The organism is Stenotrophomonas rhizophila, from assembly GCF_001704155.1.
GTDB classification, from domain to species: domain Bacteria; phylum Pseudomonadota; class Gammaproteobacteria; order Xanthomonadales; family Xanthomonadaceae; genus Stenotrophomonas; species Stenotrophomonas rhizophila_A.
Genome location: NZ_CP016294.1, coordinates 3,211,824 through 3,233,585, shown reverse-complemented (window position 1 = coordinate 3,233,585; position 21,762 = coordinate 3,211,824). Strand labels below are relative to the sequence as shown.

Genomic DNA, 21,762 nt, shown 5'->3' with positions numbered 1-21,762 from the left:
TTTTGACCCCCTGAAATTCTTCGGAGCAGTCCCATGAGCGAGATCCCCGGCGACCTCAAATTCCTCAAGTCCCACGAATGGGCGCGCGTTGAAGGCAACGGCCGCGTCACCATCGGCATTTCCGACCACGCCCAAGGCCTGCTTGGCGACCTGGTCTACGTCGAGCTGCCCGAAGTTGGCGCCGAAGCAAAATCGGGCGAGGCGATCGCGGTGGTCGAGTCGGTCAAGGCGGCTTCCGACGTGTACAGCCCGGTCTCCGGCACGGTGGTCGAGGTCAATTCGGCGCTGGCCGACAAGCCGGAAACCATCAACGAAGACGCCTACGGCGACGGCTGGCTCTGCGTGATCGAGCTGTCCAACAAGGAGGAGGTCAACGACCTGCTGGACCCGGACGACTACGCCGAACTGCTCGAGGAAGAGGACAACTGATCCTCGCCTGCCTGGAAAGACGGCCGCCCTGTGCGGCCGTTTTTTTTTGCCTGCGCGCGCCATCGTCCGGTTGCCGACGTCCATTGCGTTATCCGTGCGTGACGGATGGCGACGCCGTCGATGGTCGCATCGACGTGCATCGACCCCCATCGCGCGGGTCATGGATGCGCGCAACCGGCACGAACCTGACGTCCACCACCGCCCAAAAGTTTGCGCAGTTCTGCAAATCCGGACGCAAAAAGCGTTCGCGGATGTGAAAAGTTTTTGCCCCTGTTTTGTTCCCGTGCGGGAAGCCGTTGCGATGCCGTCAGCGCAATCGCCGGTTGCGGGCTGCAGCGCGGGTGCATCTGCAGTGCAGTTTGCGAAAGTGCTTCTTTTAAGTGTTTTTCTTTCTACGCATCGCCGCTCGGATGGATGCGTGCACGCAAACAACGACCGTCGAAGGGGTGTCGCCGAGCGCTTGCGGAGGGTCCAGGCGAGGTGCGCCGGAGGGCATCCATGTGAAATTTTTTCGCGGGGGTTGTTGACAGTGAAAAAAAGCGTGATTAGGTTTCGCCCAGCAGACCTTGCCTGCCAAACGAGTGAGCCGAATCGACATCCAGTCGCGAAGCACAACCAGAACATCCGCCGCGCGTCCCAAGACGGTGGAGTCGGCTTCGCTACCTCCGGTGAAATGCAAGGGCACCCCGCATTCGATACCTGCCTGGCATCCTGTGGCAGGTATCTCCGTATCCGTCACGACGCGCTCGACGCGACGGCGGTCCCCGCACGGCAGTAACGGCGGGTTTGCTTTACCTGGGCGTTTCAACTCCATAGATCACTGACGAGGAGCCAATCCCATGGCAACCAAGAAAGCTGCGAAGAAAAAGCCGGCCGCCAAGAAGGCCGTGAAGAAGGTCGCCAAGAAGGCGGCTGCCAAGAAGGCCGTGAAGAAGGTAGCCAAGAAGGCGGCTGCCAAGAAGACGGTAAAGAAGGCAGCCAAGAAGGCGACTGCCCGCAAGGCAGTGAAGAAGACGGCAAAGAAGGCGGTCCGCAAGGTCGCCAAGAAGGCCGCCGCCAAGAAGACCGCAAAGAAGGCAGTGAAGAAGACGGCAAAGAAGGCCGTCCGCAAGGTAGCCAAGAAAGCGGCTGCCAAGAAGACCGCCAAGAAGGCCGTCCGCAAGGTAGCCAAGAAGGCGGCTGCCAAGAAGACTGCCAAGAAGGCCGTCCGCAAGGTCGCCAAGAAAGCCACCGCCAAGAAGGCCACCGCGCGCAAGCCGGCCGCCAAGAAGGCGTCGGCCAAGAAGGCAGTGAAGAAGGTCGCCAAGCGCAAGCCGGCGGTCCGCAAGAAGAAGGCTGCACCGGTCGCCCTGCCGGCAACCCCGGCACCGCTGATCTGATCCATTCCCGATAGCCGTACCTGAAACCCCTTCCCGGCGCCCAGCGGGAGGGGGTTTTTTTTTGCTGCGCAAAAAAAATCCCCCTCCCGCGAGGGATCAACGAACGTTGATCCCGACGGTAGCGCCGACTGTCAGTCGGCCCAGGCGGTATCGGAAGCCGGCCAGCGGCCGGCACTACAAAAAAAAGGGCGACCCGTAGGCCGCCCTGTACCGGATGCGATACACCTCGCTGACGCTTACCGCGGCGACGCCACCGCCCGGTCCGACGACACGCCCTTGCGCTTGGCCGGCGTGCTGTCTTCGGTCATCAGGTTGTCGCTGCCGAAGTCGGTGTCCACGTCCAGCCAGCGCTGCGCAGGCAGCCCCATGGCCGCGTCGAGCACGGTCGGCAGCAGGCCGCTGGGCAGGCTGCTTTCGCCGTTCCACATGATGGCGATGCCCAGGTCGCGTTCGGGTATCAGCGCCACCAGGCCGCGATACCCCTGCACGGCACCGGCATGGAAAATCACTTCATGCCCGGCGTAATCGAAGTTGCGCCAGCCCAGCGCGTAGCCGGCCGAGTGCAGGCGCTCGCGACGCCAGCCCGAGCGCATCTCGCCCGGGGTGTTGATCAGGGTCGAGTGCAGCGTGGCCAGCAGAGGCGCCGGCAGCACGTCGGGGCGGTGCCCGGTGTGGGCCAGCAGCCACTGCGCCATGTCGCTGGCACTGGCGTTGACGCCTGCAGCGGGAGCGAGGCGGTAGTAGGTCGGCTTCGGGCTCAGCGACACCCAGCCGTTGCGGCTGCGCACGTGCGGGCGTGCCCAGCGCGAACTGGCCTGGATGCCGGCCAGGCCCAGGCTGGCATCGTCCATGCCCAGCGGCTTGAACAGGCGGCGTTCCACCGATTGCTCGTAGAAGCTGCCCGAGGCGGCATACACCACGTCGCCGATCAGGCTGAAGGCCACGTTCTGGTACGCGTAGCAGTCGCCTGGCTGGCACTTGAGCGAGGTCGAGGCCAGCTTGTGGGTGAGCGTGTAGTACTCGGCGTTGGCTTCCACGTCGCGGTCGTAGGCGTTGTACGGCAGGCCGACACGGTGGCTGAGCAGATCGGCCACGGTCAGGCGCTCGGTCGCCTCGGGGGTGCTGAGCTGGAAGCCGGGCACGTAGTCGGTGACCTTGCTGTCCCAGCGCAGCGTGCCGTCGTTGACCAGCAGGCCGGCCATGGTGCCGGCGAACGCCTTGGACAGCGATGCAAGCCGGAACACGGTGTGCGCATCGACCATCTGCGGGTTGTTGACGTCGGTGACGCCATAGCCGCGCGCGCTGAGCACGCGGCCGCCCTGCACGATGGCCACGGCCATGCCCGGTACGCGCTCGCCATAGGTGAGCTGCTGGGCCATCGACTCAATGTTGGCCACGTTGAACCCGGCGGCCGGCGGCAGCACCTTCGGATTGGTCGTGGTGGCCCGGTACGCCGCAGGCTGGGTGTGCGGAATGGCGGAGGCGGCGCTGTTCTCGATGTTGACGGGGAACGCGGCCGGTGTCGCACTGGGTGTCTGTGCGGTGGACGACATGGCGATGGGCATGAGCATGCCCAGCAACCCGGTTGCCGCCGAACGGATCGGTCGGCGCCTGCTGTTCTCTTTCATCGTTTGGGGCCCGTGCGCAACTGCTGGCACCGATTCTAGCGCTGCTTTTCGTGATTGCACAAACGAAGCGAAGATGAATGCGTATCGCATTGAAAAGGCCCGGTTTTTGCATCGAATGGGAGGGTCGTCGTCGACGCCCTGTTCAGGTGGCCGGGACCGGGGCCCCCAGCCAGCGCGCGGCGCGTTCGGCGATCATCATCGTGGGGGCGTTGGTGTTGCCGCTGACCAGGCTGGGCATGACCGAAGCGTCCACCACGCGCAGGCCCTGCACGCCCCGCACGCGCAGCTGCGGGTCGACCACGGCGTCGGCATGCTGGCCCATCGCGCAGGTACCCGCCGGGTGGTAGATGGTCTCGGCCTTGGCGCGGATGAAGGCTTCCAGGGCGGCATCGTCCAGGTCGTCGCGGGCCGGGAAGATCGGCGCACCGCGCCAGCGGTCAAACGCCGGCTGGGCCAGGACCTGCTGCGACATGCGCACGCAGGCCTTCATCATGGCCAGGTCGTGCCCCTCCGGATCACCCAGGTAGTTGGCCTTGATCCGCGGCGCGGAGGCGGGGTCGGCATCGCGCAGCAGGATCCGACCCCGGCTGCGCGGGTGCAGCGCGCAGGCATGCAGGGTGTAACCGTCGCCGGGCAGGCGGTGGCGCCCATGGTCGTCCAGCATGGCCGGCACGAAGTGGAACTGCACGTCCGCACCGTCGCCCTGCGCCAGCGGCGAGCGGGCGAAGCCGCCGGCCTCGGCGATATTGCTGGTGCCGGCGCCACGACGTCCGCGCAGGAAGTAGTCGAAGGCGATGCGCGCCTGGTTGCTGCGGTCGTAGCTGACGCCTGGCTGGGTGTGCACCAGCGTGCAGATATCCAGGTGGTCCTGCAGGTTGCCGCCCACCCCGGGCAGGTCGACCCGGGTACTGATGCCGTGCGCGCGCAGCTGCCGGTGCGGGCCGATGCCGGAGAGCATCAGCAGGTGCGGGGAGTGGATCGCCCCGGCACTGAGGATGACCTCGGCGGCGGCGTGCGCATGACGGTGCGCACCCCGGTGGCGGAAGTACACGCCGTTGGCGGTGTCGCCCTGGAAGCTCAGGGCCCGGGCACGGGCACCAGTGAGCACGGTGAGGTTGCGCCGGCCGCGCGCGGGGCGCAGGTAGGCGGTGGCGCTGGAGCAGCGCACGCCGTCGCGCTGGGTAACCTGGTACAGGCCCACGCCGAGCTGGTGCGCGCCGTTGAAGTCGTCGTTGCGTGCGTGCCCGGCCTGCACGGCGGCGTCCAGGAAGGCGTCGGAGAGCGGGTTGTGGTGGCGCAGGTCGGACACCGACAGCAGCCCGGCATCGCCGTGCCAGGGACCCGCGCCGCGGCTGTTGGCCTCGCCGTGCAGGAACCAGGGCAGCACGTGCGACCAGTCCCAGCCGGTGGCGCCGGCGGCGGCCCAGCCGTCGTAGTCGGCCGCCACGCCACGCACGTAGCACATGGCGTTGATGGCGCTGGAGCCACCCAGCACCTTGCCGCGCGGCCACCACAGCCGCCGGCCATCGAGTGCCGGCTCCGGTTCGGTGTAGAGGTTCCAGTTGATGCGGCGGTTGTTGACCAGCCGTGCCAATCCGGCCGGCATGTGGATGAACGGGTTGCGGTCGCGCGGGCCGGCTTCAAGCAGCAGCACGCGGCAGTGCGGGTCGGCGCTGAGCCGGTTGGCCAGCACGCAGCCGGCCGAGCCGGCGCCGACGATGATGTAGTCGTACATGTCCGTTCCCCAACGGTGATGGCACGAGCATAAGCCAGTCGCCCCCTAGCGATGTTGCGGTGCATCGTTTACCGTGCGCGCTTTGCTGCCCGGAATCGCCACGATGCTGCCGCTGCCACGCCGCCTGTGCGGGACCTGCGCGCCATGAATGCCCCGGACCCGAGCGCGCCCGCGCAGCCCGGCCTGCGCGCAGCGCTGCGCCAGTCGCCGCCGCTGTTCTGGGCCTGCGTGTATTTCTTCTGCCTGCTCAGCGGCTATTACGTGCTGCGCCCGGTGCGCGAGGCGATGGCGGCGTCGGCCGACCTGCAGACGGTGTTCCCGCCGGCGCTGATCGCGTGGTTCGACGGCCATGGCATCGCGCTGCAGGACTTCGTGCTGCAGGTACTGTTCACCTGCGTGTTCGTGATCATGGTGGTGCTGCAGCCGCTGTACGGGGCGCTGGTCAGCCGCTACCCGCGCCGGGTGTTCCTGCCGGCGGTGTACGGCTTCTTCATCGTGACGCTGCTGGGCTTCTACCTGTTGTTCGACAGCGGGGTGCCGGGGCGGGGCATGTTGTTCTTCTTCTGGACGACGGTGTTCAACCTGTTCGCGGTGGCGGTGTTCTGGAGCTTCATGGCCGATGTGTTCTCGAACGTGCAGGCGCGGGCGTTCTACGGCTACATCGGGGCGGCCGGCACGATCGGCGCGTTCCTGGGCCCGACGCTGACCTCGACGCTGGTGCAGCGGGTGGGCATCGCGAACCTGATGCTGGTCTCGGCGGGCTTCCTCAGCGTGTGCCTGTTCTGCATCTGGCGGCTGCGGTTGTGGGCGGTGGCACGCGAGCAGGAGCTGCAGCTGGCCTCGGGCGAGGCGCCGATGGGCGGCGGGGTGCTGGACGGCCTGAAGCTGATCGCGCGCGAGCCGCTGCTGCGCTGGCTGGCAGTGATGGTGGTGTTCGGGGTGGGCATCGGCACGCTGCTGTACAACGAGCAGGCGTCGATCGTGCGCCGGCTGTACACGGACCCGGCGGCGAGCACGGCGTTCTATTCGCGGGTGGACCTGGCGATCAATGCGCTGACGCTGATCCTGCAGCTGGGGCTGACGCGCTGGCTGCTGTCGCGCTTCGGGATCGCGCCGGCGCTGTTGATCCCCGGCTTTGCGATCATCATCGGTTTCTCGGTGCTGGCGGCGTCGCCGCTGCCGATGCTGGTGGCGGTGGTGCAGGTGATGACGCGGGCCAGCGAGTTCTCGCTGGCCAAGCCGGCCCGCGAGACGATCTTCACCCGGGTGGACCGGCAGTGGCGCTACAAGGCGGGCGCGGCCATCGACACGGTGGTGTACCGCGGTGGCGACCTGACCTTCGCATGGGTGCACAAGGGGCTGTCGCTGTTCGGCTCGCATGCGGTGTTCGCCGGCGGGCTGGTGGTGGCGGGCATCATGACGGCGGCGGCATTCGGGCTGCTGCGCGAAGAAAAGAAGCTGCCGGTCGAGCGGCCGGAGTAAGCTGTTTCCAATTCGTTCGAGGTTTGCGCATGTACTGGACCGCACTGATCCTGACCCTGGTGGTCGCGCTGTTGCACGTGTACTTCCTGGTCCTGGAAATGTTCCTGTGGACGCGCCCGCTGGGCCTGAAGACGTTCCGCAACACGCCGGAGAAGGCGGAGACCACGCGTGTGCTGGCGGCCAACCAGGGCCTCTACAATGGCTTCCTGGCCGCGGGCCTGTTCTGGGGCCTGTTCGACCACCTGCCGATGCTGGTGAACTTCATGCTGGGCTGCGTGATTGTTGCCGGGTGCTATGGCGCCTACAGCGTCAACAAGCGGATCTTTTTCATCCAGGCCCTGCCTGCGATCCTGGCGGTGATTGCCTGGCAGTTCGTGCCGGCCTGACTCGCCCTGCGGTAGGTACCGACCGTTGGTCGGTGCGATGTTCGCGGAGAGCCACCAGCCGAGGCCTGCGAACGTGCTCGCGCTGGGCCGGCGGGTGTGGGTTTGCGGGACACGCCGCAAGTACGTCCTTGTAGGCTCGTTCGCGCCATCCATGGCGCTCTACGGTCCCGCAAACCCACCCCCGCCGACCCTCGACAGTGGATTGGTGGCCAAGGAAGATCAACGGCCGCGCAGATCATTCTTCATGCGTTACCGGGCGTTGGTGCGTTCCGTGCATTCGTTCGGGAACCTGACCTGCCAGCGGCACCATGTAGAGCCACGCCCTGCGTGGCTGATTTTTGCTTCCGCACGCGACCCACTGTCGGGGGCGGCCGGCGGGTAGCCCCCGGAGGGACTGTCAAAAACATGGATGTTTTTGCCAAGCCCCCATGGATGGGTTTACGGCGTGTCCCGGAGCGGGGCTGCCCGACGGCCGCCCCAGCTCGTATCAATGAAACGCCGCTCTCCGCGCACAAACTCAGCCGCGGTTGACCGGCGACACCCACATATCAATCCGCGCTTCGAACACCACCGTTCCGGCGGTATCACGCACCTGCACATTCACCGGCAGCGCATAGCCCGCTTCGGCACTGGCAATCGCCTGCGCAGGCGTGGCGACTGCATGCTGTGTACCGGTTGCCTTGGCCAGATACTTGACCTCCATGCCCTTGGGGATCCAGCGCATGCCTTTGGGCAGCGAGGCATCCACCATCAGCCCGGCGGTGAGCTCGGCCAGGTTGCACAGCGCGATCGCGTGGACGGTGCCGATGTGGTTGGTGACGCGGCGCCGATGCACGATGTGGCCTTCGCAGCGGCCCGGTTCGAGCATGGTGATGCGCGGGGCGATGCTGGCGAAATAGGGCGCCTTGAAGCAGACCGCGCGCGAGAACAGCCATTGGCCGGCGGGCCAGCGCTGCATGCGGCGGTAGAGGGTCAAGAGGGGGGCGGACATCAGCAGGTCTCCCGGAAAGCGGCTGCGAGGAAGGCAATGAAAAACGGCGGACCGAAGTCCGCCGTTGTGGGGTGTATCGAGGCTGGCGTTATGCCGCTTCCTGCGACTGCGCGTCCTTGCGTTCGCGGTCGTAGTAGCTGGCCGAACGCAGTTCGTGCGGCTCGAAGTCGTCCACCGTGATGGTGTCCATGGTCAGCGTGCGCAGCTCTTCCAGCAGCGTGCGCTCGTCCTGCGTGATCACCCCTTCGGACACCGCTTCGTCGAGCTGTGCGTTGAAGTCCAGTGCTTCGATGCCCTTGGTCTTGAGCGCCTTGATGAACTTGCGCTCCACCGGCTCGGCCATGATCGCCTTGGACAGGTAGCTGTTGATGCGGCCACCCGGGTTGTTCTCGCACGGGGTCAGGAACACGCCACTGGCCAGGCGGTCGCGGGCTTCGTTGGGCGCCATCAGCAGCGCGGCCACGCGGTGGCCCAGGCGGTCGCCCGGGGCTTCGGCACGGCGGCCGAACGGGAAGATCAGCAGCCACATCAGCCAGCCGATCGGACGGATCGGGAAGTTGCGCAGCGCCGCCGAGAGCGATTCCTCGATCTTGTGCACGCTGTCATGGAACGCCCAGGCCAGCAGCGGCTGGTCAGCCACCGGCGCGCCTTCGTCGTGGTAACGCTTGAGCATGGCGCTGGTCATGTACACGTGGCTCAGCACGTCGCCCAGGCGGCCCGACAGCGATTCCTTGAACTTCAGCTTGCCGCCGAGGGTCATCATCGAGATGTCGGCCATCAGCGCCAGGTTGGCCGAGTAGCGGTCCAGCTTGCGGAAGTAGCGGCGGGTGTAGGCATCGCCCGGGGCGGCGCCGAAACGCGCGCCGGTCAGGCCCAGCCAGAACGAACGCACCGCGTTGGAAATGCCGAAGCGGATATGACCGAACAGGCTGCGGTCGAAGGACTGCAGGCCGGCCTTGGTGTCCGGATCCTGCGCAGCCTTCATTTCCTGCAGCACCCACGGGTGGCAGAGGATCGCACCCTGGCCGAAGATCAGCAGGCTGCGGGTCATGATGTTGGCGCCTTCCACCGTGATCGCGATCGGCGCGGCCTGCCAGCTGCGGCCGGCGAAGTTGCGCGGCCCCAGGATGATGCCCTTGCCGCCGATCACGTCCATCACGTCGGAGATCACTTCACGGCTCATGGTGGTGCAGTGGTATTTGGCGATGGCCGACGGCACCGACGGCACGTCGCCGCGGTCCACCGCAGCCGCAGTGGCCTGGCACAGCGCGCTGATCGCATAGGCCTTGCCGCCGATGCGGGCCAGCGCCTCTTCCACGCCTTCGAAGCGGCCGACCGACAGGCCGAACTGCTTGCGGATGCGCGCATAGGCACCGGTGACCACCGCACCGGCCTTGGCACCGCCACTGGCGGTGGAGGGCAGGGTGATCGAGCGGCCCACGGCCAGGCACTCGTTGAGCATGTTCCAGCCCTTGCCGGCTTTCTCGGCACCGCCGATCAGCTGGGTGAGCGGAATGAAGACATCCTTGCCGCGGATCGGACCGTTCTGGAAGGTCGAGTTCAACGGGAAGTGGCGACGGCCGATCTCGACGCCGGCGGTGTCGCGCGGCAGCAGGCCCAGGGTAATGCCGATGTCACGGGTCGGGCCGATCAGGCCGTCCGGGTCGTACATGCGGAACGCCATGCCGATCAGCGTCGCGACCGGGGCCAGGGTGATGTAGCGCTTGTCGAAGGTGAGCTTGACGCCGAGCACCTGCTCGCCGTTCCACTCGCCCTTGCAGACGATGCCGTAATCGGGAATCGAGGTCGCGTCCGAGCCAGCGAACGGACCGGTCAGGCCGAAGCACGGCACTTCACGGCCGTCGGCCAGGCGCGGCAGGTACTGGTCCTTCTGTTCCTGGGTGCCGTAATGCACGAGCAGTTCGCCCGGGCCCAGCGAGTTGGGCACGCCGACGGTGGAGCTGACCACGCTCGACACCGACGCCAGCTTCTGGATCACCTTGTGGTGGGCCAGCGCGCTGAAGCCCAGGCCGCCGTATTCCTTCGGGATGATCATGCCGAAGAACTTGTTCTTCTTGATGAAAGCCCACAGCTCCGGCGGCAGGTCGGCGTAGACGTGGGTGATTTCCCAGTCGTTGACCATCGCGCACAGTTCTTCCACCGGGCCATCCAGGAAGGCCTGTTCTTCAGCGGTGAGCTGCGGCTTGGGATAGTTGAGCAGCTTGTTCCAGTCCGGGTCGCCGGTGAACAGCTCACCTTCGAAACCGACCGAACCGGTTTCCAGCGCGATGCGCTCGGTCTGCGACAGCGGTGGCAGCACCTTGCGGAACACCTTCATCATCGGGGCGGTCAGCAGCGGCTTGCGGATGAACGGCAGCAGCAGCGGCACGGCAATGACGGCGACGATCGCCGTAGCCACGATGGTGGCGGTCTGGTTGACATAGGGGACGAACCAGCAGGCCGCCAGCAGCACCAGGCTGACGAGCGTCCAGGTGATCAGCCGCATCCGGTGGTAGGCGACGATGGCGCCTGCCAGCAGGATGGCGAGGAAGGGAACGACAATGCTCATGAGCGTGCTCCGGTGACGTGCTCGGTTGTGGCGGACTGTGCCACGGCGGAGGCCGAGGGCAACACGTCCAGATAGTCCAACACAGTAGCGGTAAAGGCGTTGTTGTCGTCGCCGGCGACCATATGCGTGGCCTCCGGCAGCTGCACGTGGCGCGCGTGCGGCACCAACGCCAGGAATTCGGCCACCGTTTGCGGGGTGACCAACGTGCTGCGCCCGCCGCTGACCAGCAGCACCGGGCATTTCACCTGGCGCGCTGCGTCTGCAAGCGCGTCCTGGTGCTGTTCGCTGTCGCGCGCCAGTTCGGCGACCAGCCGCGGGTCCCAATGCCAGCGCCAGCGCCCGTGGCCATCCTCGCGCAGCAGGGCGCGCAGCGACTCCTCCGACTTGCGCGGGCGGTGCGGCAGATAGGTCGAGATCACATCGGCCGCGTGTTCCAGTGAAGCGAATCCTTCCGGATGCGCGGTCATGAACATCAGGATCTTTTCGACCCCGGCGGTGTCCCAGCGCGGAGTGATATCCACCAGCACCATCGCCGAGAACAAGCCCGGCCAGCGCGCTTCGGCGAGCAGGCCGAACAGGCCGCCCATCGAGGCGGCCACCAGGATCGGCGGCTGCGGTTGTTCGCCGGCCAACACGATCAGGTCATCGGCAAACTGTTCGCCGTGATAGGCGAGGGTGGCCGGGTTCCAGTCCGAGTCGCCATGGCCGCGTGCATCGTAGGCGAGCGTCTGGTAGCCGGCGGCGGCCAGCGACTGCGCGGTGGCAGTCCAGGCGTGCCGGGTCTGGCCGAAACCATGGGCGAACAGCACGGTGCCCCGGCGCCCGGGGGCCGAGCGGGTTGCCGCCAGCACGGCGTCGTGCGCGGCGGTGAGGCGCTCGTCGGTGGGGGCGGATGGGCGGGAGGCGGGAGTTACCATACTTGTTAGTATGGACTTGGCTTCTGGCATGTCAATACTCTCTAGTATGGTTGGTATTCCCAAGCAGCCACGCAGGGCGTGGCACTACCCGGTGCGGGCCGGCAGCGCACGGTTTTCCGGCCCCGGTTTCGGGCAATTCCACACAAACCGACCCCGGCGTATGGTTAAATCAGCGCATGAATGAACCTGAAGCTTCCGCCGGCGAGCCCCGAGCCGGCCGCAACAGCCGCCTGAGCGCGGAAGACTGGGCGCAGGCCGCCTTGGATCTCATCGCTGAACAGGGTGTCGGCGCGGTCGCGGTGGAGCCGCTGGCCAGGCGCCTGGGAGTGACCAAGGGCAGCTTCTATTGGCATTTCCCGTCGCGCGATGCGCTCCTGCAGGCCGCATTGGAGCGCTGGGAGCTGTTCGAACAGGAGCAGGTGTTCGGCAGCCTGGAAGACGTGCCGGATCCGCGTGCGCGCCTGCGCCAGCTTTTCCAGGTAGTGGCGCACGAAGTGCAGCCGCACATCATCTACAGCGAACTGCTCAAGGCGCTTGACCACCCGATGGTGCGCCCGGTGATCGACCGCGTCTCGCATCGTCGCCTGGAGTATCTGGTGGCGTCGTTCCGCCAGGCCGGGTTGAGCCGCACCGACGCGCAGCACCGCGCACGCCTGGCGTATGCCGCGTACGTGGGCTTCCTGCAGCTGTCGCTGCAGCTGCAGCAGCCCAAGCCGGCGCGCGAGGATTTCGAAGCGTATGTGGAGCATGTGATCGAGACGCTGATCCCGATCGGTTGAGCGCACTGCACAGGAAAGGAAAAGGCCGCGGAATGCGGCCTTTTTCATGGATGGCACAAAAAAACAACGGCCCCTTTCGGGGCCGTTGCTGCATCAGGTACCGATCAGTGGATCGATCAGAACTTCTGCTTGTACTGCATGTAGTAGTAGCGGCCCGGCAGGTCGTACTGCGGGTCGAACATGTTGTACGACACCTGGTACGACACCGGCGGATCCTTGTCCCACACGTTGTTCAGACCCAGCATGACGGTGCCGTTCCACGGGGTGTTGTAGCGGAACTGGATGTCATGATAGGTGGTCGCACCGATGTGGTTGGTGCCGTTGTCGCCATCCGAGCAGTAACCGAAGACATCGGTATCGGACGGATCGAACGGGCAATCTTCGGTCATGCCCGACTTGTAGCGCACACCGTAGTTGACGCCGAAGTCGCCGTACGACCAATCCAGGTACGCGTTGCCGCGGATGCGCCAGTACGGATCCTGGTCCAGGTAGTTACCCTGGCGGCCGTCGACGTCTGCGTCTGCGGTAGCCTTGGTTTCCCACTTGCTCAGGTAGGTGGCATCGACCGTGAAGGTGAACTGGCCGAAGCTGGTTTCCGGCAGACGGTACTGCACGCCCAGGTCCCAGCCTTCCACATTGTAGGAAGACAGGTTCTGCAGCGGCATGCGCACGTCGACGATGGCGCCGTTCTGCGCGGCGGTGCCGTAGTTCGGGTCACGCGTGATCAGACCGCAGTACGTTGCCTGCTGCTGCGGGGTGCCGCCGTAGCAGTACGACATGATGTCGTTGATCGCCGGGCGGGTGATCGCGTTTTCGACTTCGATCTGCCACCAGTCCAAGGTGACATTCAGGCCGGTCACGAAGCTCGGGCTGAACACCAGGCCCAGCGTCTTGCTGGTCGAGGTTTCCGGCTTCAGATCCGGGTTCGAGGTCCAGGTGAACGCTTCCGGGGTCTGCTTGTTGGCGCCGCTGCCGGCGCCCGGCTGCACGAAGCCGGCCGGAACGCCCTGGTCGGCACACTGCTGTGCCACGCCGCCGACACGCAGGCCGTTGGTGCTGGAGCACGGATCGGCGTAGGTTTCGAACGAATCGGCATCACCGGCGAACAGGTCGTTGATGCTCGGCGCGCGGAAGCCTTCCGAGTAGTTACCACGGATCATCAGTTCGTCGATCGGCTTCCAGCGGAAACCGAACTTGTTGTTGGTGGTGTTGCCGAAGTTGCTGAACTTCGAGTAGCGGGTGGCCGCACTGAAGTCGAGCAGCTTGGCGCCCGGCAGGTCAGCCAGCACCGGGATCGACAGTTCCAGGTAGAACTCGTCCAGATCGTACGAACCCTTGGTCGGCTTGGCGCCATTGCCGGTGCTCAGGCCAGCGGCGATGAAGGCGTCCGGGTCGAACTGGCCGCTTTCCTTGCGGTATTCGTAACCGGCTGCGAAGGCCAGGTCACCGGCCGGCAGCGGAACGATGGTGCCGGAGATGTTGGCGTAGTAGCCCTTCGACTCGAGGGTCGAGGAGTCATGCGCGGTGAAGGCGGTGTAGTCGATCGCAGCCTGCGAGATCGAACCTTCCGGACCCAGCGGGTTGACCGGGACGCAGCCCGGAATGATCGTGCCGGTGGCGCCGGTGTTGGTCACGCAGACCGGGTTGCCGGTGAGCGGGTCGATACGCGACGGACCATAGGCCAGGGCCAGGTTGGTCTTGTTGAACAGGCCGTAGGTCAGCACATTCTCGTCGGTCTTGTCGTAGCGGTAACCGGCATCCCAATCGAAGGTGCGGTCAGCGAACTCGAAGAAGCCTTCGAAGCCACCATAGAAGTGCCAGTTCTTGACGTTCTGGTTGAACGAACGGCCGCCGGTTTCATTGAAACGACGGTTCACGCCGGTCAGGTTGACGCCATACGGGTTGTACATGCTCTGCGCGCTGAGCGTCTGGCTGGTCACCGGCATGGCGGCCAGCAGCTGCTCGGACTTACGCTCGTTGTACAGCGCTTCGGCCTTGAACGTCACGTTGTCGGTGATGTTGTAGGAGCCGGTGGTGAACAGCGAGGTACGTTCCTGCGGGGTCAGCAGGTAGTTGTCCGGCGAGGTGTTGTACCCGTGGATGTTCGGGTCGAACACGGTTTCCACGCCATTGAGAATGACGTAGCGGGTGCCGCCGCGGATGTACGAGCCCGGGATGCCGGTGCTGCTCTGGCCGCTGAAGAACGGCGGGCCACCGGCGGAGATCGCGCGGTCGCCGGCCATGACCGAGCCTTCCTTGACGTAGGAAGCGCCCATCATCACCGACGCGCGGTCGGTGGTGGTGCCCAGGGTGAAGTCATAGGCTTCGCGCTCGCCGTCGCCGGCGCTGTACTGGCCCTTGTAGACGTTCGCTTCAGCCCCGTCGAAATCCTTCTTCAGGATGATGTTCACCACGCCGGCGATGGCGTCCGAACCGTAGATCGTCGAAGCGCCATCCTTCAGGATGTCGATGCGCTCGACCATCGCGGTCGGGATGGTGTTCAGGTCGACGCTGCCGGTGATGCCGGTGGTCCAACGGCGGCCGTTGACCAGCACCAGGGTACGCTGGCTGCCCAGGTTGCGCAGGCTGATGCCGGAGGTGCCGTCACCGCCGTTGTTGAAGGTACGGTTCAGTGCGGCGCCGCTGGCGGAGACGCGCTGCAGGATGTCGGCGACCGAGGTCACGCCCTGCTTGTCGATGTCCGCGCGGGTCAGGCTCAGCACCGGCTGCGAGGTCTCGATGTCGGTGCTCTTGATGCGCGAACCGGTGACCGAGATGCGGTCCAGGTTGGTCGTATTGGCAGCTTCCTGCGCCTGCGCGGTGGCGGTGCCGGCCGCGACGACCAGTGCAACGACCACTGCATCACGCAGCTTGTTGGACTTAAAGTTCATTGCTCTCTCTCTCCAAGGGAATCTTGGGTATTCACTGGGGTGTTTGCCTCAGGCGGTGCCAATAGAGAGCACCAAAGACCACAAGGCTGACTCGATAGTAACTGCCGCTTCGAAAGAATTAAAGTAGCGTTAATGAAGTCTGTGATCTGTGTGAAATTCGGCAAAGTCCTTGTGGATCAAGGCCCTTAAGAGGGTTGTAAGCGTCAAATGACTCATTTGTTAACAAATTGTTAGCAAAATAGTTGCAGTTGTTTTGTCACGCTCTGTATCAGGTTGGCGTGTTCAGTGACCTCAACGGGGGCGCTGGAACGACAAAGGCGCGCCAATGGCGCGCCTTTTCTGGTCTTCCCGGGTCATCGAAACGTGGACTCAGAGGTCCTGCTCGTACCGCACGTAGGGCACGGTGCCCTCATCGGTGCTCTCGTTGCGCGGGGCGAAGGGGTTCTTGCCGCGGGTGATCACGTTTTCGGCACCCACGGTGAGCTGGCCGCTCCACGGGGTGCGCCAGGTCAGGCCAACGCCCAGGCCTTCCCATTTGCCGGGTTGGCCGGGCACGTCGACCACGCGGCCGATGATGTTGCCGCTGAAGTTGCCGTAGCCGGCACCCAGGGTGAGGCTCTTGCTGTCCCAGCGGTCCACCAGGGCCGGGGACACGTCTGACAGCGGTACCAGGCGCGCCTTGGCGTAGGTGCCGCCAATGGAGACGAAGCCTTCGCGGCCAATGTTCTTCTGGCCGAACACGGTCAGGTCGTTCTGCTCGGCGCGCAGCGCCGGCGATTTGTTCGGGCCGGCCAGCCAGGCGGGCAGGGTGTCCTTGCCGGTGCCGGCGGTGATGCCGATGCGACCGCCGGGGCGGTTGAACGCGGCGGTGCCGGTGACGCGGCGGCTCAGCGCGTTGTCGTCCTCGTCACCCAGGCTGGCCAGCATGCAGTGGCTGGCCAGCCCGCTGATGCTGGTGCCGCGGCTGCTGTTGCACAGCAGGCCAAGCGAATCGCCCGAGGACAGCCCGAAGGCGGCATCCAGCGAACTGCGCCCGAAATGCCAGCGGGCGCCGGCAGCCTGTTCCCCGGTGGGTTCCAGGTACAGCAGGGCCTCGACCTTGCCGCTGCCCTTGTTCCAGACCGGAATCACCGTGCTGTCCTGGCGGGCCTTGGACTGCGCATAGGCGCCCGGGATCGCGGCGAGGGCGATCATCAGGGCCAGCGGTAGACGCAAAAGGGCGCGCATGGGAATTCTCAGACAGCGGTGATGAGCACAAGTTCCCGCCGAAGCGGGACACTGATCCTAGGGCGTTTATGAATTCTTAACAAGTCTTGGTTCTCCCCAGAACAAAACTCGCGCGGCGATTACTGAAGCCGTTCAGGTGCCGGTGAGGAAACAACGGCGTCGCTAAACAGTATGTCGAATTCCGTCAACGGAAAGTGATACTCCCGTCCGCAGAATTCGCAACGGATGTCCACGGATCCCGTGGGTTCGGCGGCCGCCCGGGCCTCAACTTCGCCCAGCGACTGCAGCATGCCCTCCACCCGTTCGCGCGAGCAGGAGCAGGCAAAGCGCAGCGGGCGCTCACCCAGCAGCTCGGGTGCCTGTTCATGGAACAACCGGTGCAGCAGCTCATTGCCGGCCACGTCCAGCAGTTCCTGCTTGCCCAGCGTCTCGAACAACGCACTGGCCCGGGACCAGCCGTCGGTATCGCCCTCGTCGCCGGGTAGCTTCTGCAGCAGCAGGCCGGCGGCCCGGTCGCCATCGGCGGCCAGCAGCAGGCGCGTGGGAAGCTGTTCGGACTGGCGGAAGTAGTCTTCGAAGGCCTCGTCCAGTCCGGATGCGCCCAGGCCGACCAGGCTCTGGTAGCGCTGTGGCTCGCGCGGGTCCAGCCCGGGGTTTTCAATGGTGATGGCCAGCAGCGCGTCCTCGCCCAGCGCGGTCAGGTCGCGCGGGGCATCGCCTTCGCCGGACAGCTGGACGATGCCGCGCAGGGTGCCGGCGGCGGTGCATTCGGCAAACAGCGTGCGCATGGCGGTGTTGCTGCGCAGCTGGATCGACAGCCGGCCGTCCACCTTGGTGTGGCCGGTGAACAGCGCCGAGGCCACGGTGGCTTCACCCAGCAGCTCGGCCGCGGCCGGCGGGTAGGTGCCGTGGGAGAGGATCTGCTGCCAGCTGGCGTCAAGGCGCACGTGCACGCCGCGCACGCCGGCATCGGGAAGCAGGAAACGGATGAGGGAATCGGTCTGGGCGGTCATCGGGTCGGTGGCTGCGCTTAAGTAATGAGGGCGTGTTGCCGGATAATGCGCCGACAACCGTGCAAGCAGAGGATGCACCACTAATGGGGGCAGAGCGCAGCAACCACAAGGCCGAACCGGGCCTGGAACCGACCCGCCGGCGCCGCTGGCGCTGGAAACACCTGCTGTGGCTTCCGGTGCTGTTCGTGGCCGGCAGCGTGCTGCAGGTGGCCGTGCTGCGCTTCATCGACCCGCCGCTGTCGACGGTGATGCTGTGGCGCTATGGCGAGGCGCTGGGCCAGGGCGACTGGAGCTACCGGCTGCATTACCAGTGGCGCGACCTCGACCAGATGGCCCCGAGCCTGCCCATCTCGCTGGTAGCGGCCGAAGACCAGCGCTTTCCCGAACACAATGGCTTCGACCTGCAGGCCATTGAAAAGGCGCGCGACCACAATGCCCGCGGCGGGCGCCTGCGCGGCGCCAGCACCATCAGCCAGCAGGTCGCCAAGAACCTGTTCCTCTGGCAGGGCCGCAGCTGGATCCGCAAGGGGCTGGAGGTCTGGTACACGCTGCTGATCGAAACGCTGTGGCCGAAGTGGCGGATCCTGGAGATGTACGCCAACATCGCCGAGTTCGGTGATGGCATCTACGGTGCGCAGGCGGCATCCAGGCAGTTCTGGAACAAGGATGCGGCGCGGCTGTCGCCGGCCGAAAGCGCAAAACTGGCGGCCGTGTTGCCGGCTCCGCGCCGGTACAACGCCGCGCGCCCCGGCCCCTACGTGCAGCGACGGGCCGCCTGGATCCAGCGACAGGCGCGGCAGCTCGGCGGCGGCGCCTACCTGAAGGATGAGTGAGCCATGACGATTGAACGCCTCACCCTGGTCATCGCGGCCCACAACGAAGCGCTGGCGCTGCCCCTGCTGCAGCCACGGCTGCGCGCGGTCCTGGATGGACTGGAGGGCGTCGAGGGCCGGATCGTGTACGTCGACGATGGCAGCACCGATGCCACCTGGCAGGTCATGCAGGAACTGGCGTCAGCCGACAGCTGCGTGGGCGTGCTGCGCCTGTCGCGCAACTTCGGCAAGGAGGCGGCACTGACGGCCGGACTGGACTTCGTGGACACCGGCGCGGTGATGATCCTCGATGCCGATGGACAGGACCCGCCCGAGCTTATTCCGGAGTTCGTGGCGCTGTGGCGGCAGGGCTATGACAACGTGTACGGCACCCGCCAGGTGCGCGACGGCGAAAGCTGGCTCAAGCGCAGTACGGCGTCGGCGTTCTACCGGGTGATCGGGCGGATGTCGAGGATCCCGATTCCGGCCGATACCGGCGATTTCCGCCTGCTGTCACCACGCGCGCTGCAGGCGCTGGGCCAGCTGCGTGAACGCCACCGGTTCATGAAAGGATTGTTCGGCTGGGTCGGCTTCCGGCGCGTTGCGTTGCCGTATCACCGGCATGCGCGGATGGTGGGCGACAGCAAGTTCGGGTTGTGGAAGCTGTGGAATTTCGCACTGGAAGGCATCACCAGCTTTTCTACGGTACCGCTGCGGGCGGCAACCTACCTGGGAATGGCCACGGCAGGCGTGGCATTCCTGTTCGGCGGATGGGTGGTGCTGAAGGCGGCGCTGTACGGCGACCGGGTAGCCGGCTACCCCACGATGATGGCGGTGATCCTGTTCCTGGGCGGGGTGCAGCTGATCGCGCTGGGCCTGATCGGGGAGTACCTGGGCCGGCTGTACGAGGAATCCAAGCAGCGGCCGTTGTATCTGGTTGACACCTGGCATGCACCGTTCGTGGCAGACTCGGGCGTGCATCCCATCGGTGGAGAGCAGCGAGATGACCACGGTACGACAGCTGTTGGAAGGCAAGTCCCCTGAGGTGTTCGCGGTAGGCCCGGAATCGGCGGTGATCGACGCGATCCGGTTGATGGCCGACAAGGGCATCGGCGCGGTACTGGTGATGGACGGCCGCAGCCTGGTCGGCATCCTGTCCGAACGCGATTACGCGCGCAAGATCGTGCTGCATGACCGCTCCTCGAGGTCGACGAAGGTCAGCGACATCATGACCGCCAAGGTAGTAACGGTGGCGCCGTCCGAGCAGGTGGAGCACTGCCTGCAACTGGTCACCGACTACCGCATCCGCCACCTGCCGGTGGTGGACAGCGGCGGCGTGGTCGGCGTGATCTCCATCGGCGACCTGGTGAAATCGGTGATCGACGAACAGGCCCAGAAGCTGGACCAGCTGCAGCAGTACATCGTCGCAGGCTGAGCTGCCTGCAGATATTTTCAAGCGAAGAGCAGCGTTTCAGTTCTTCTACTTCGCGTACCGGCCGCCACAATTCGAATCTTCACCCGGCCCGGTTTCAATCGTGGCCAGCAGCGCCGCTGGCGGGGCAATGCTCCCCAGCGTGAGGGCGATGGCACCACGCAGACCCAGCGCCTTGAAGTCCGGCCGGAACGACGGATCCTTGAACGTGCCGCCGATGCGCAGCGGCGAACGCAGTGCCAGGATGCTGATGTCCTTCGGACGGGGGCGCAGCAGCAGGTCGAGCTTTTCCTGCTTCAGGTCCACCGTGCCTTCTCCAAGGATCAGCGTATCGGTGGTATCAAACGCCAGCTGCTGCGAGGTCATCAGGCCCTGCTTCACGCCGAAATCGCCCCACGCGCAGCGCAGCGGAATCTGCTTGTCGCCGGTGAACAGGAACTTCAGCGATTCGGCTACATCCAGGCCGGCCAGTTCCATGATCAGGTTGCCGACATGGCCGCGACCGATGCCCACCGCAACGGCGCCATCGGAGCTTCCCAACATGGATGCGATCGAGTTGCCGTTGCCGGTAAGGTTGATCTCACCACTGATGCCACCGGAGGCCTGCTCGGCCAGCTTCGCGTCGGGGAACAGCCCGCCCAGCTGCACCTTGCGGATGCTGGCCTTGAGCTGGGTGGCAATGGTCGGCTTGCGTGCATCCATGCGGATGGTGCTGCGGATGTCGCCGCCGGCGACGCCGAAGTTGAGCGGCTCCAGGCGCAGCAGGCCGTCGTCCAGCTTCAGGTGTGCATCCATGTCGTCCAGCGGCAGCGCGGGGGAGTTGATGCGCTGGGCCTTCCAGTGCACATCGGCATCCATCGCGCGGAGCTTGCTGAGGTCGTAGGGCGTATCCGGAAGCACGCGTGCCTTCACCGCGAGTGCGGCGGCCTTGGCCTTCTGTTCGGCATTGGCCGATTCGCCGGCGCCGGTCTTGGGCGGGGCGCCGACGAAGCCGGCAAGGTCATCGAAGTCCAGGCGCTTGGAAACAAGTTCCGCCTTGAGGAAGGGGCGGTCGCCACTGACGTCGATCTGCGCGGTACCGCCCAGGTCGCTGTCGCCGGCGACACCGGTGAAGTTCTCGTACCGCCAGACATCGTTGTTGCGCTTGAGGCGGCCTTTCAGGCGATACGGTGGGGTGGAGGGGATGGCCAGGCCGATCAGTGGATACAGGTCTTCCATGTCCTGGCCGCTGAGCGCGAAATCAAGATCGAAGGTTCGCAGGGCGAACGGGTTGGTCAGGGTGCCGCTGGCAATGGCGTGGGTACTGCCGGCACGCCCATCCAGATGGATGCGGAACGGATGCTCGCTGTTGGTCAGTTCCAACGGCGATTCGGTGTTGCCAGCCAGCGTGAACGGATTGCCCTGCCAGCGGCCCTTGCCGCTGACCAGCAGCGGCGGTGCGCTGTCGGCGTTGCGTGGTTTGCCACTGGTGATGGCGACCAGGATGTCGGTCTTTCCAGCGGCATCAAGGAACTTCAGGCGGCCATCGTCGACCAGCAGGCGTTGCAGCACGGGCGGCTCGCCATCGCTGGGGCCAAGAAAATCCCAGTTGCCGGGCTGGTCCTTGCCGGGCGCGGTTTCCAGCAGCAGGTCGGGGCGGGTGAGGCGGATTTCCGGAATGCGGATATCGCCACGCAGCAGGGGCCAGGCGCGCAGGTCGATCTCGGCGCGGTCGGCGCTGGCCATCCGTGGGGTCTTGGACCATTCGGCATTGGCGAAGGTCAGGCCATCGGCGCGCACGGTAAGGGTGCGCCCGAGATCGACATCCAGATTGCCGCCAATATGGAATTCGCGGCCGGTCTTGGCCTGCACGGCGCGCTCGACGGGGCCTTTGAACCAGTTCCAGTCCCACAGCGCGATCACCAGCAGGATCAGCGCGAAAAGGAAAACCAGCACCGCCAGCCAGCGCTGCCCGCGCTTGCCCGGTCGGCGAAAACGCCAGCGTGAGCGGGAGGATGGCGCAACGGGCGTAGGAGCGGGAACGGTATTCACCCGCCCATCCTTGCCCGTTCATCGTGCAGGCAACGCGAAGCATTGGTAAGGATCGCGTCAG

General features: G+C 65.6%; 17 protein-coding genes. 8 read left to right on the top strand and 9 right to left on the bottom strand.

Annotated features, from left to right (window positions below):
* Positions 1 to 33: 33 nt before the first annotated feature.
* Positions 34 to 429 carry a glycine cleavage system protein GcvH gene (gcvH, locus tag BAY15_RS14430; protein ID WP_068853708.1) on the top strand — a complete coding sequence of 132 codons (396 nt, stop codon included), beginning with the start codon at positions 34 to 36 and terminating at the stop codon, positions 427 to 429.
* An 839-nt stretch (positions 430 to 1,268) separates the two neighbouring features.
* On the top strand, positions 1,269 to 1,808 hold the full coding sequence (locus BAY15_RS14425; protein WP_068853707.1) for a histone: 540 nt from the start codon (positions 1,269 to 1,271) through the stop codon (positions 1,806 to 1,808).
* Between the two features lie 236 nt (positions 1,809 to 2,044).
* Here the strand turns inward: BAY15_RS14425 and BAY15_RS14420 are convergent, their stop codons facing one another.
* Entirely contained in the window at positions 2,045 to 3,436 is a 1,392-nt protein-coding gene (locus tag BAY15_RS14420; protein ID WP_068853706.1) for a serine hydrolase domain-containing protein, read from the bottom strand.
* A gap of 142 nt (positions 3,437 to 3,578) precedes the next feature.
* Positions 3,579 to 5,171 (bottom strand): GMC family oxidoreductase, encoded by a 1,593-nt coding sequence (locus tag BAY15_RS14415; protein WP_068853705.1) that lies wholly within the window; start codon positions 5,169 to 5,171, stop codon positions 3,579 to 3,581.
* Between the two features lie 144 nt (positions 5,172 to 5,315).
* Between BAY15_RS14415 and BAY15_RS14410 the strand changes: the two genes are divergently transcribed.
* Together BAY15_RS14410 and BAY15_RS14405 are read left to right on the top strand one after the other, a co-directional pair.
* Positions 5,316 to 6,653 carry an NTP/NDP exchange transporter gene (locus BAY15_RS14410; protein WP_068854741.1) on the top strand — a complete coding sequence of 446 codons (1,338 nt, stop codon included), beginning with the start codon at positions 5,316 to 5,318 and terminating at the stop codon, positions 6,651 to 6,653.
* Between the two features lie 29 nt (positions 6,654 to 6,682).
* A complete protein-coding gene (locus BAY15_RS14405; RefSeq protein WP_068853704.1) occupies positions 6,683 to 7,039 on the top strand; it encodes a DUF1304 domain-containing protein in 357 nt (118 codons plus the stop codon).
* 517 nt (positions 7,040 to 7,556) lie between these two features.
* Here the strand turns inward: BAY15_RS14405 and BAY15_RS14400 are convergent.
* The 3 genes from BAY15_RS14400 to BAY15_RS14390 form a co-directional block, all read right to left on the bottom strand.
* A complete protein-coding gene (locus BAY15_RS14400) occupies positions 7,557 to 8,030 on the bottom strand; it encodes a hotdog fold domain-containing protein (protein WP_068853703.1) in 474 nt (157 codons plus the stop codon).
* Between the two features lie 88 nt (positions 8,031 to 8,118).
* A complete protein-coding gene (locus tag BAY15_RS14395) occupies positions 8,119 to 10,599 on the bottom strand; it encodes an acyl-CoA dehydrogenase (RefSeq protein WP_068853702.1) in 2,481 nt (826 codons plus the stop codon).
* Positions 10,596 to 11,516: an alpha/beta fold hydrolase gene (locus tag BAY15_RS14390; RefSeq protein ID WP_068853701.1), complete on the bottom strand. Its 921-nt coding sequence runs from the start codon at positions 11,514 to 11,516 to the stop codon at positions 10,596 to 10,598. The genes BAY15_RS14395 and BAY15_RS14390 overlap by 4 nt, the downstream gene beginning before the upstream one ends.
* Before the next feature lie 176 nt (positions 11,517 to 11,692).
* On the opposite strand from BAY15_RS14390, the gene BAY15_RS14385 reads away from it, so the two are divergent.
* Positions 11,693 to 12,295 carry a TetR/AcrR family transcriptional regulator gene (locus BAY15_RS14385; RefSeq protein ID WP_068853700.1) on the top strand — a complete coding sequence of 201 codons (603 nt, stop codon included), beginning with the start codon at positions 11,693 to 11,695 and terminating at the stop codon, positions 12,293 to 12,295.
* Between the two features lie 116 nt (positions 12,296 to 12,411).
* Here BAY15_RS14385 and BAY15_RS14380 read toward each other — a convergent pair whose 3' ends face one another.
* From BAY15_RS14380 to BAY15_RS14370, 3 genes are all read right to left on the bottom strand, one after another.
* A complete protein-coding gene (locus tag BAY15_RS14380; protein WP_068853699.1) occupies positions 12,412 to 15,186 on the bottom strand; it encodes a TonB-dependent receptor in 2,775 nt (924 codons plus the stop codon).
* A gap of 369 nt (positions 15,187 to 15,555) precedes the next feature.
* Positions 15,556 to 16,380 (bottom strand): hypothetical protein, encoded by an 825-nt coding sequence (locus BAY15_RS14375; protein WP_176472695.1) that lies wholly within the window; start codon positions 16,378 to 16,380, stop codon positions 15,556 to 15,558.
* A gap of 152 nt (positions 16,381 to 16,532) precedes the next feature.
* Positions 16,533 to 17,426: an Hsp33 family molecular chaperone HslO gene (locus BAY15_RS14370; protein ID WP_068853697.1), complete on the bottom strand. Its 894-nt coding sequence runs from the start codon at positions 17,424 to 17,426 to the stop codon at positions 16,533 to 16,535.
* A gap of 83 nt (positions 17,427 to 17,509) precedes the next feature.
* On the opposite strand from BAY15_RS14370, the gene mtgA reads away from it, so the two are divergent.
* From mtgA to BAY15_RS14355, 3 genes are read left to right on the top strand one after another with little or no spacing between them, the layout of a single operon-like run.
* A complete protein-coding gene (gene mtgA / locus BAY15_RS14365) occupies positions 17,510 to 18,259 on the top strand; it encodes a monofunctional biosynthetic peptidoglycan transglycosylase (RefSeq protein WP_068853696.1) in 750 nt (249 codons plus the stop codon).
* 3 nt (positions 18,260 to 18,262) lie between these two features.
* The gene (locus BAY15_RS14360) at positions 18,263 to 19,282 is read left to right on the top strand and encodes a glycosyltransferase family 2 protein (protein ID WP_068853695.1); all 1,020 of its coding nucleotides are present in this window, start codon (positions 18,263 to 18,265) and stop codon (positions 19,280 to 19,282) included.
* Entirely contained in the window at positions 19,242 to 19,673 is a 432-nt protein-coding gene (locus BAY15_RS14355) for a CBS domain-containing protein (protein ID WP_068853694.1), read from the top strand. Before BAY15_RS14360 ends, BAY15_RS14355 begins: the two co-directional genes overlap by 41 nt.
* Positions 19,674 to 19,718: 45 nt before the next feature.
* On the opposite strand, the gene BAY15_RS14350 is transcribed toward BAY15_RS14355, so the two are convergent.
* Positions 19,719 to 21,701, bottom strand: coding sequence for an AsmA family protein (locus BAY15_RS14350; protein WP_068853693.1), 1,983 nt, complete (start codon positions 21,699 to 21,701; stop codon positions 19,719 to 19,721).
* Between the last annotated feature and the right edge of the window lie 61 nt (positions 21,702 to 21,762).

Excerpts from the sequence above, each read along its gene's own strand:
- gcvH (WP_068853708.1), top strand. The coding sequence starts at position 34 with ATGAGCGAGATCCCCGGCGACCTCAAATTCCTCAAGTCCCACGAATGG.
- BAY15_RS14425 (WP_068853707.1), top strand. The coding sequence starts at position 1,269 with ATGGCAACCAAGAAAGCTGCGAAGAAAAAGCCGGCCGCCAAGAAGGCC.
- BAY15_RS14420 (WP_068853706.1), bottom strand. The coding sequence starts at position 3,436 with ATGAAAGAGAACAGCAGGCGCCGACCGATCCGTTCGGCGGCAACCGGG.
- BAY15_RS14415 (WP_068853705.1), bottom strand. The coding sequence starts at position 5,171 with ATGTACGACTACATCATCGTCGGCGCCGGCTCGGCCGGCTGCGTGCTG.
- BAY15_RS14410 (WP_068854741.1), top strand. The coding sequence starts at position 5,316 with ATGAATGCCCCGGACCCGAGCGCGCCCGCGCAGCCCGGCCTGCGCGCA.
- BAY15_RS14405 (WP_068853704.1), top strand. The coding sequence starts at position 6,683 with ATGTACTGGACCGCACTGATCCTGACCCTGGTGGTCGCGCTGTTGCAC.
- BAY15_RS14400 (WP_068853703.1), bottom strand. The coding sequence starts at position 8,030 with ATGTCCGCCCCCCTCTTGACCCTCTACCGCCGCATGCAGCGCTGGCCC.
- BAY15_RS14395 (WP_068853702.1), bottom strand. The coding sequence starts at position 10,599 with ATGAGCATTGTCGTTCCCTTCCTCGCCATCCTGCTGGCAGGCGCCATC.
- BAY15_RS14390 (WP_068853701.1), bottom strand. The coding sequence starts at position 11,516 with ATGGTAACTCCCGCCTCCCGCCCATCCGCCCCCACCGACGAGCGCCTC.
- BAY15_RS14385 (WP_068853700.1), top strand. The coding sequence starts at position 11,693 with ATGAATGAACCTGAAGCTTCCGCCGGCGAGCCCCGAGCCGGCCGCAAC.
- BAY15_RS14380 (WP_068853699.1), bottom strand. The coding sequence starts at position 15,186 with ATGAACTTTAAGTCCAACAAGCTGCGTGATGCAGTGGTCGTTGCACTG.
- BAY15_RS14375 (WP_176472695.1), bottom strand. The coding sequence starts at position 16,380 with ATGATCGCCCTCGCCGCGATCCCGGGCGCCTATGCGCAGTCCAAGGCC.
- BAY15_RS14370 (WP_068853697.1), bottom strand. The coding sequence starts at position 17,426 with ATGACCGCCCAGACCGATTCCCTCATCCGTTTCCTGCTTCCCGATGCC.
- mtgA (WP_068853696.1), top strand. The coding sequence starts at position 17,510 with ATGGGGGCAGAGCGCAGCAACCACAAGGCCGAACCGGGCCTGGAACCG.
- BAY15_RS14360 (WP_068853695.1), top strand. The coding sequence starts at position 18,263 with ATGACGATTGAACGCCTCACCCTGGTCATCGCGGCCCACAACGAAGCG.
- BAY15_RS14355 (WP_068853694.1), top strand. The coding sequence starts at position 19,242 with ATGACCACGGTACGACAGCTGTTGGAAGGCAAGTCCCCTGAGGTGTTC.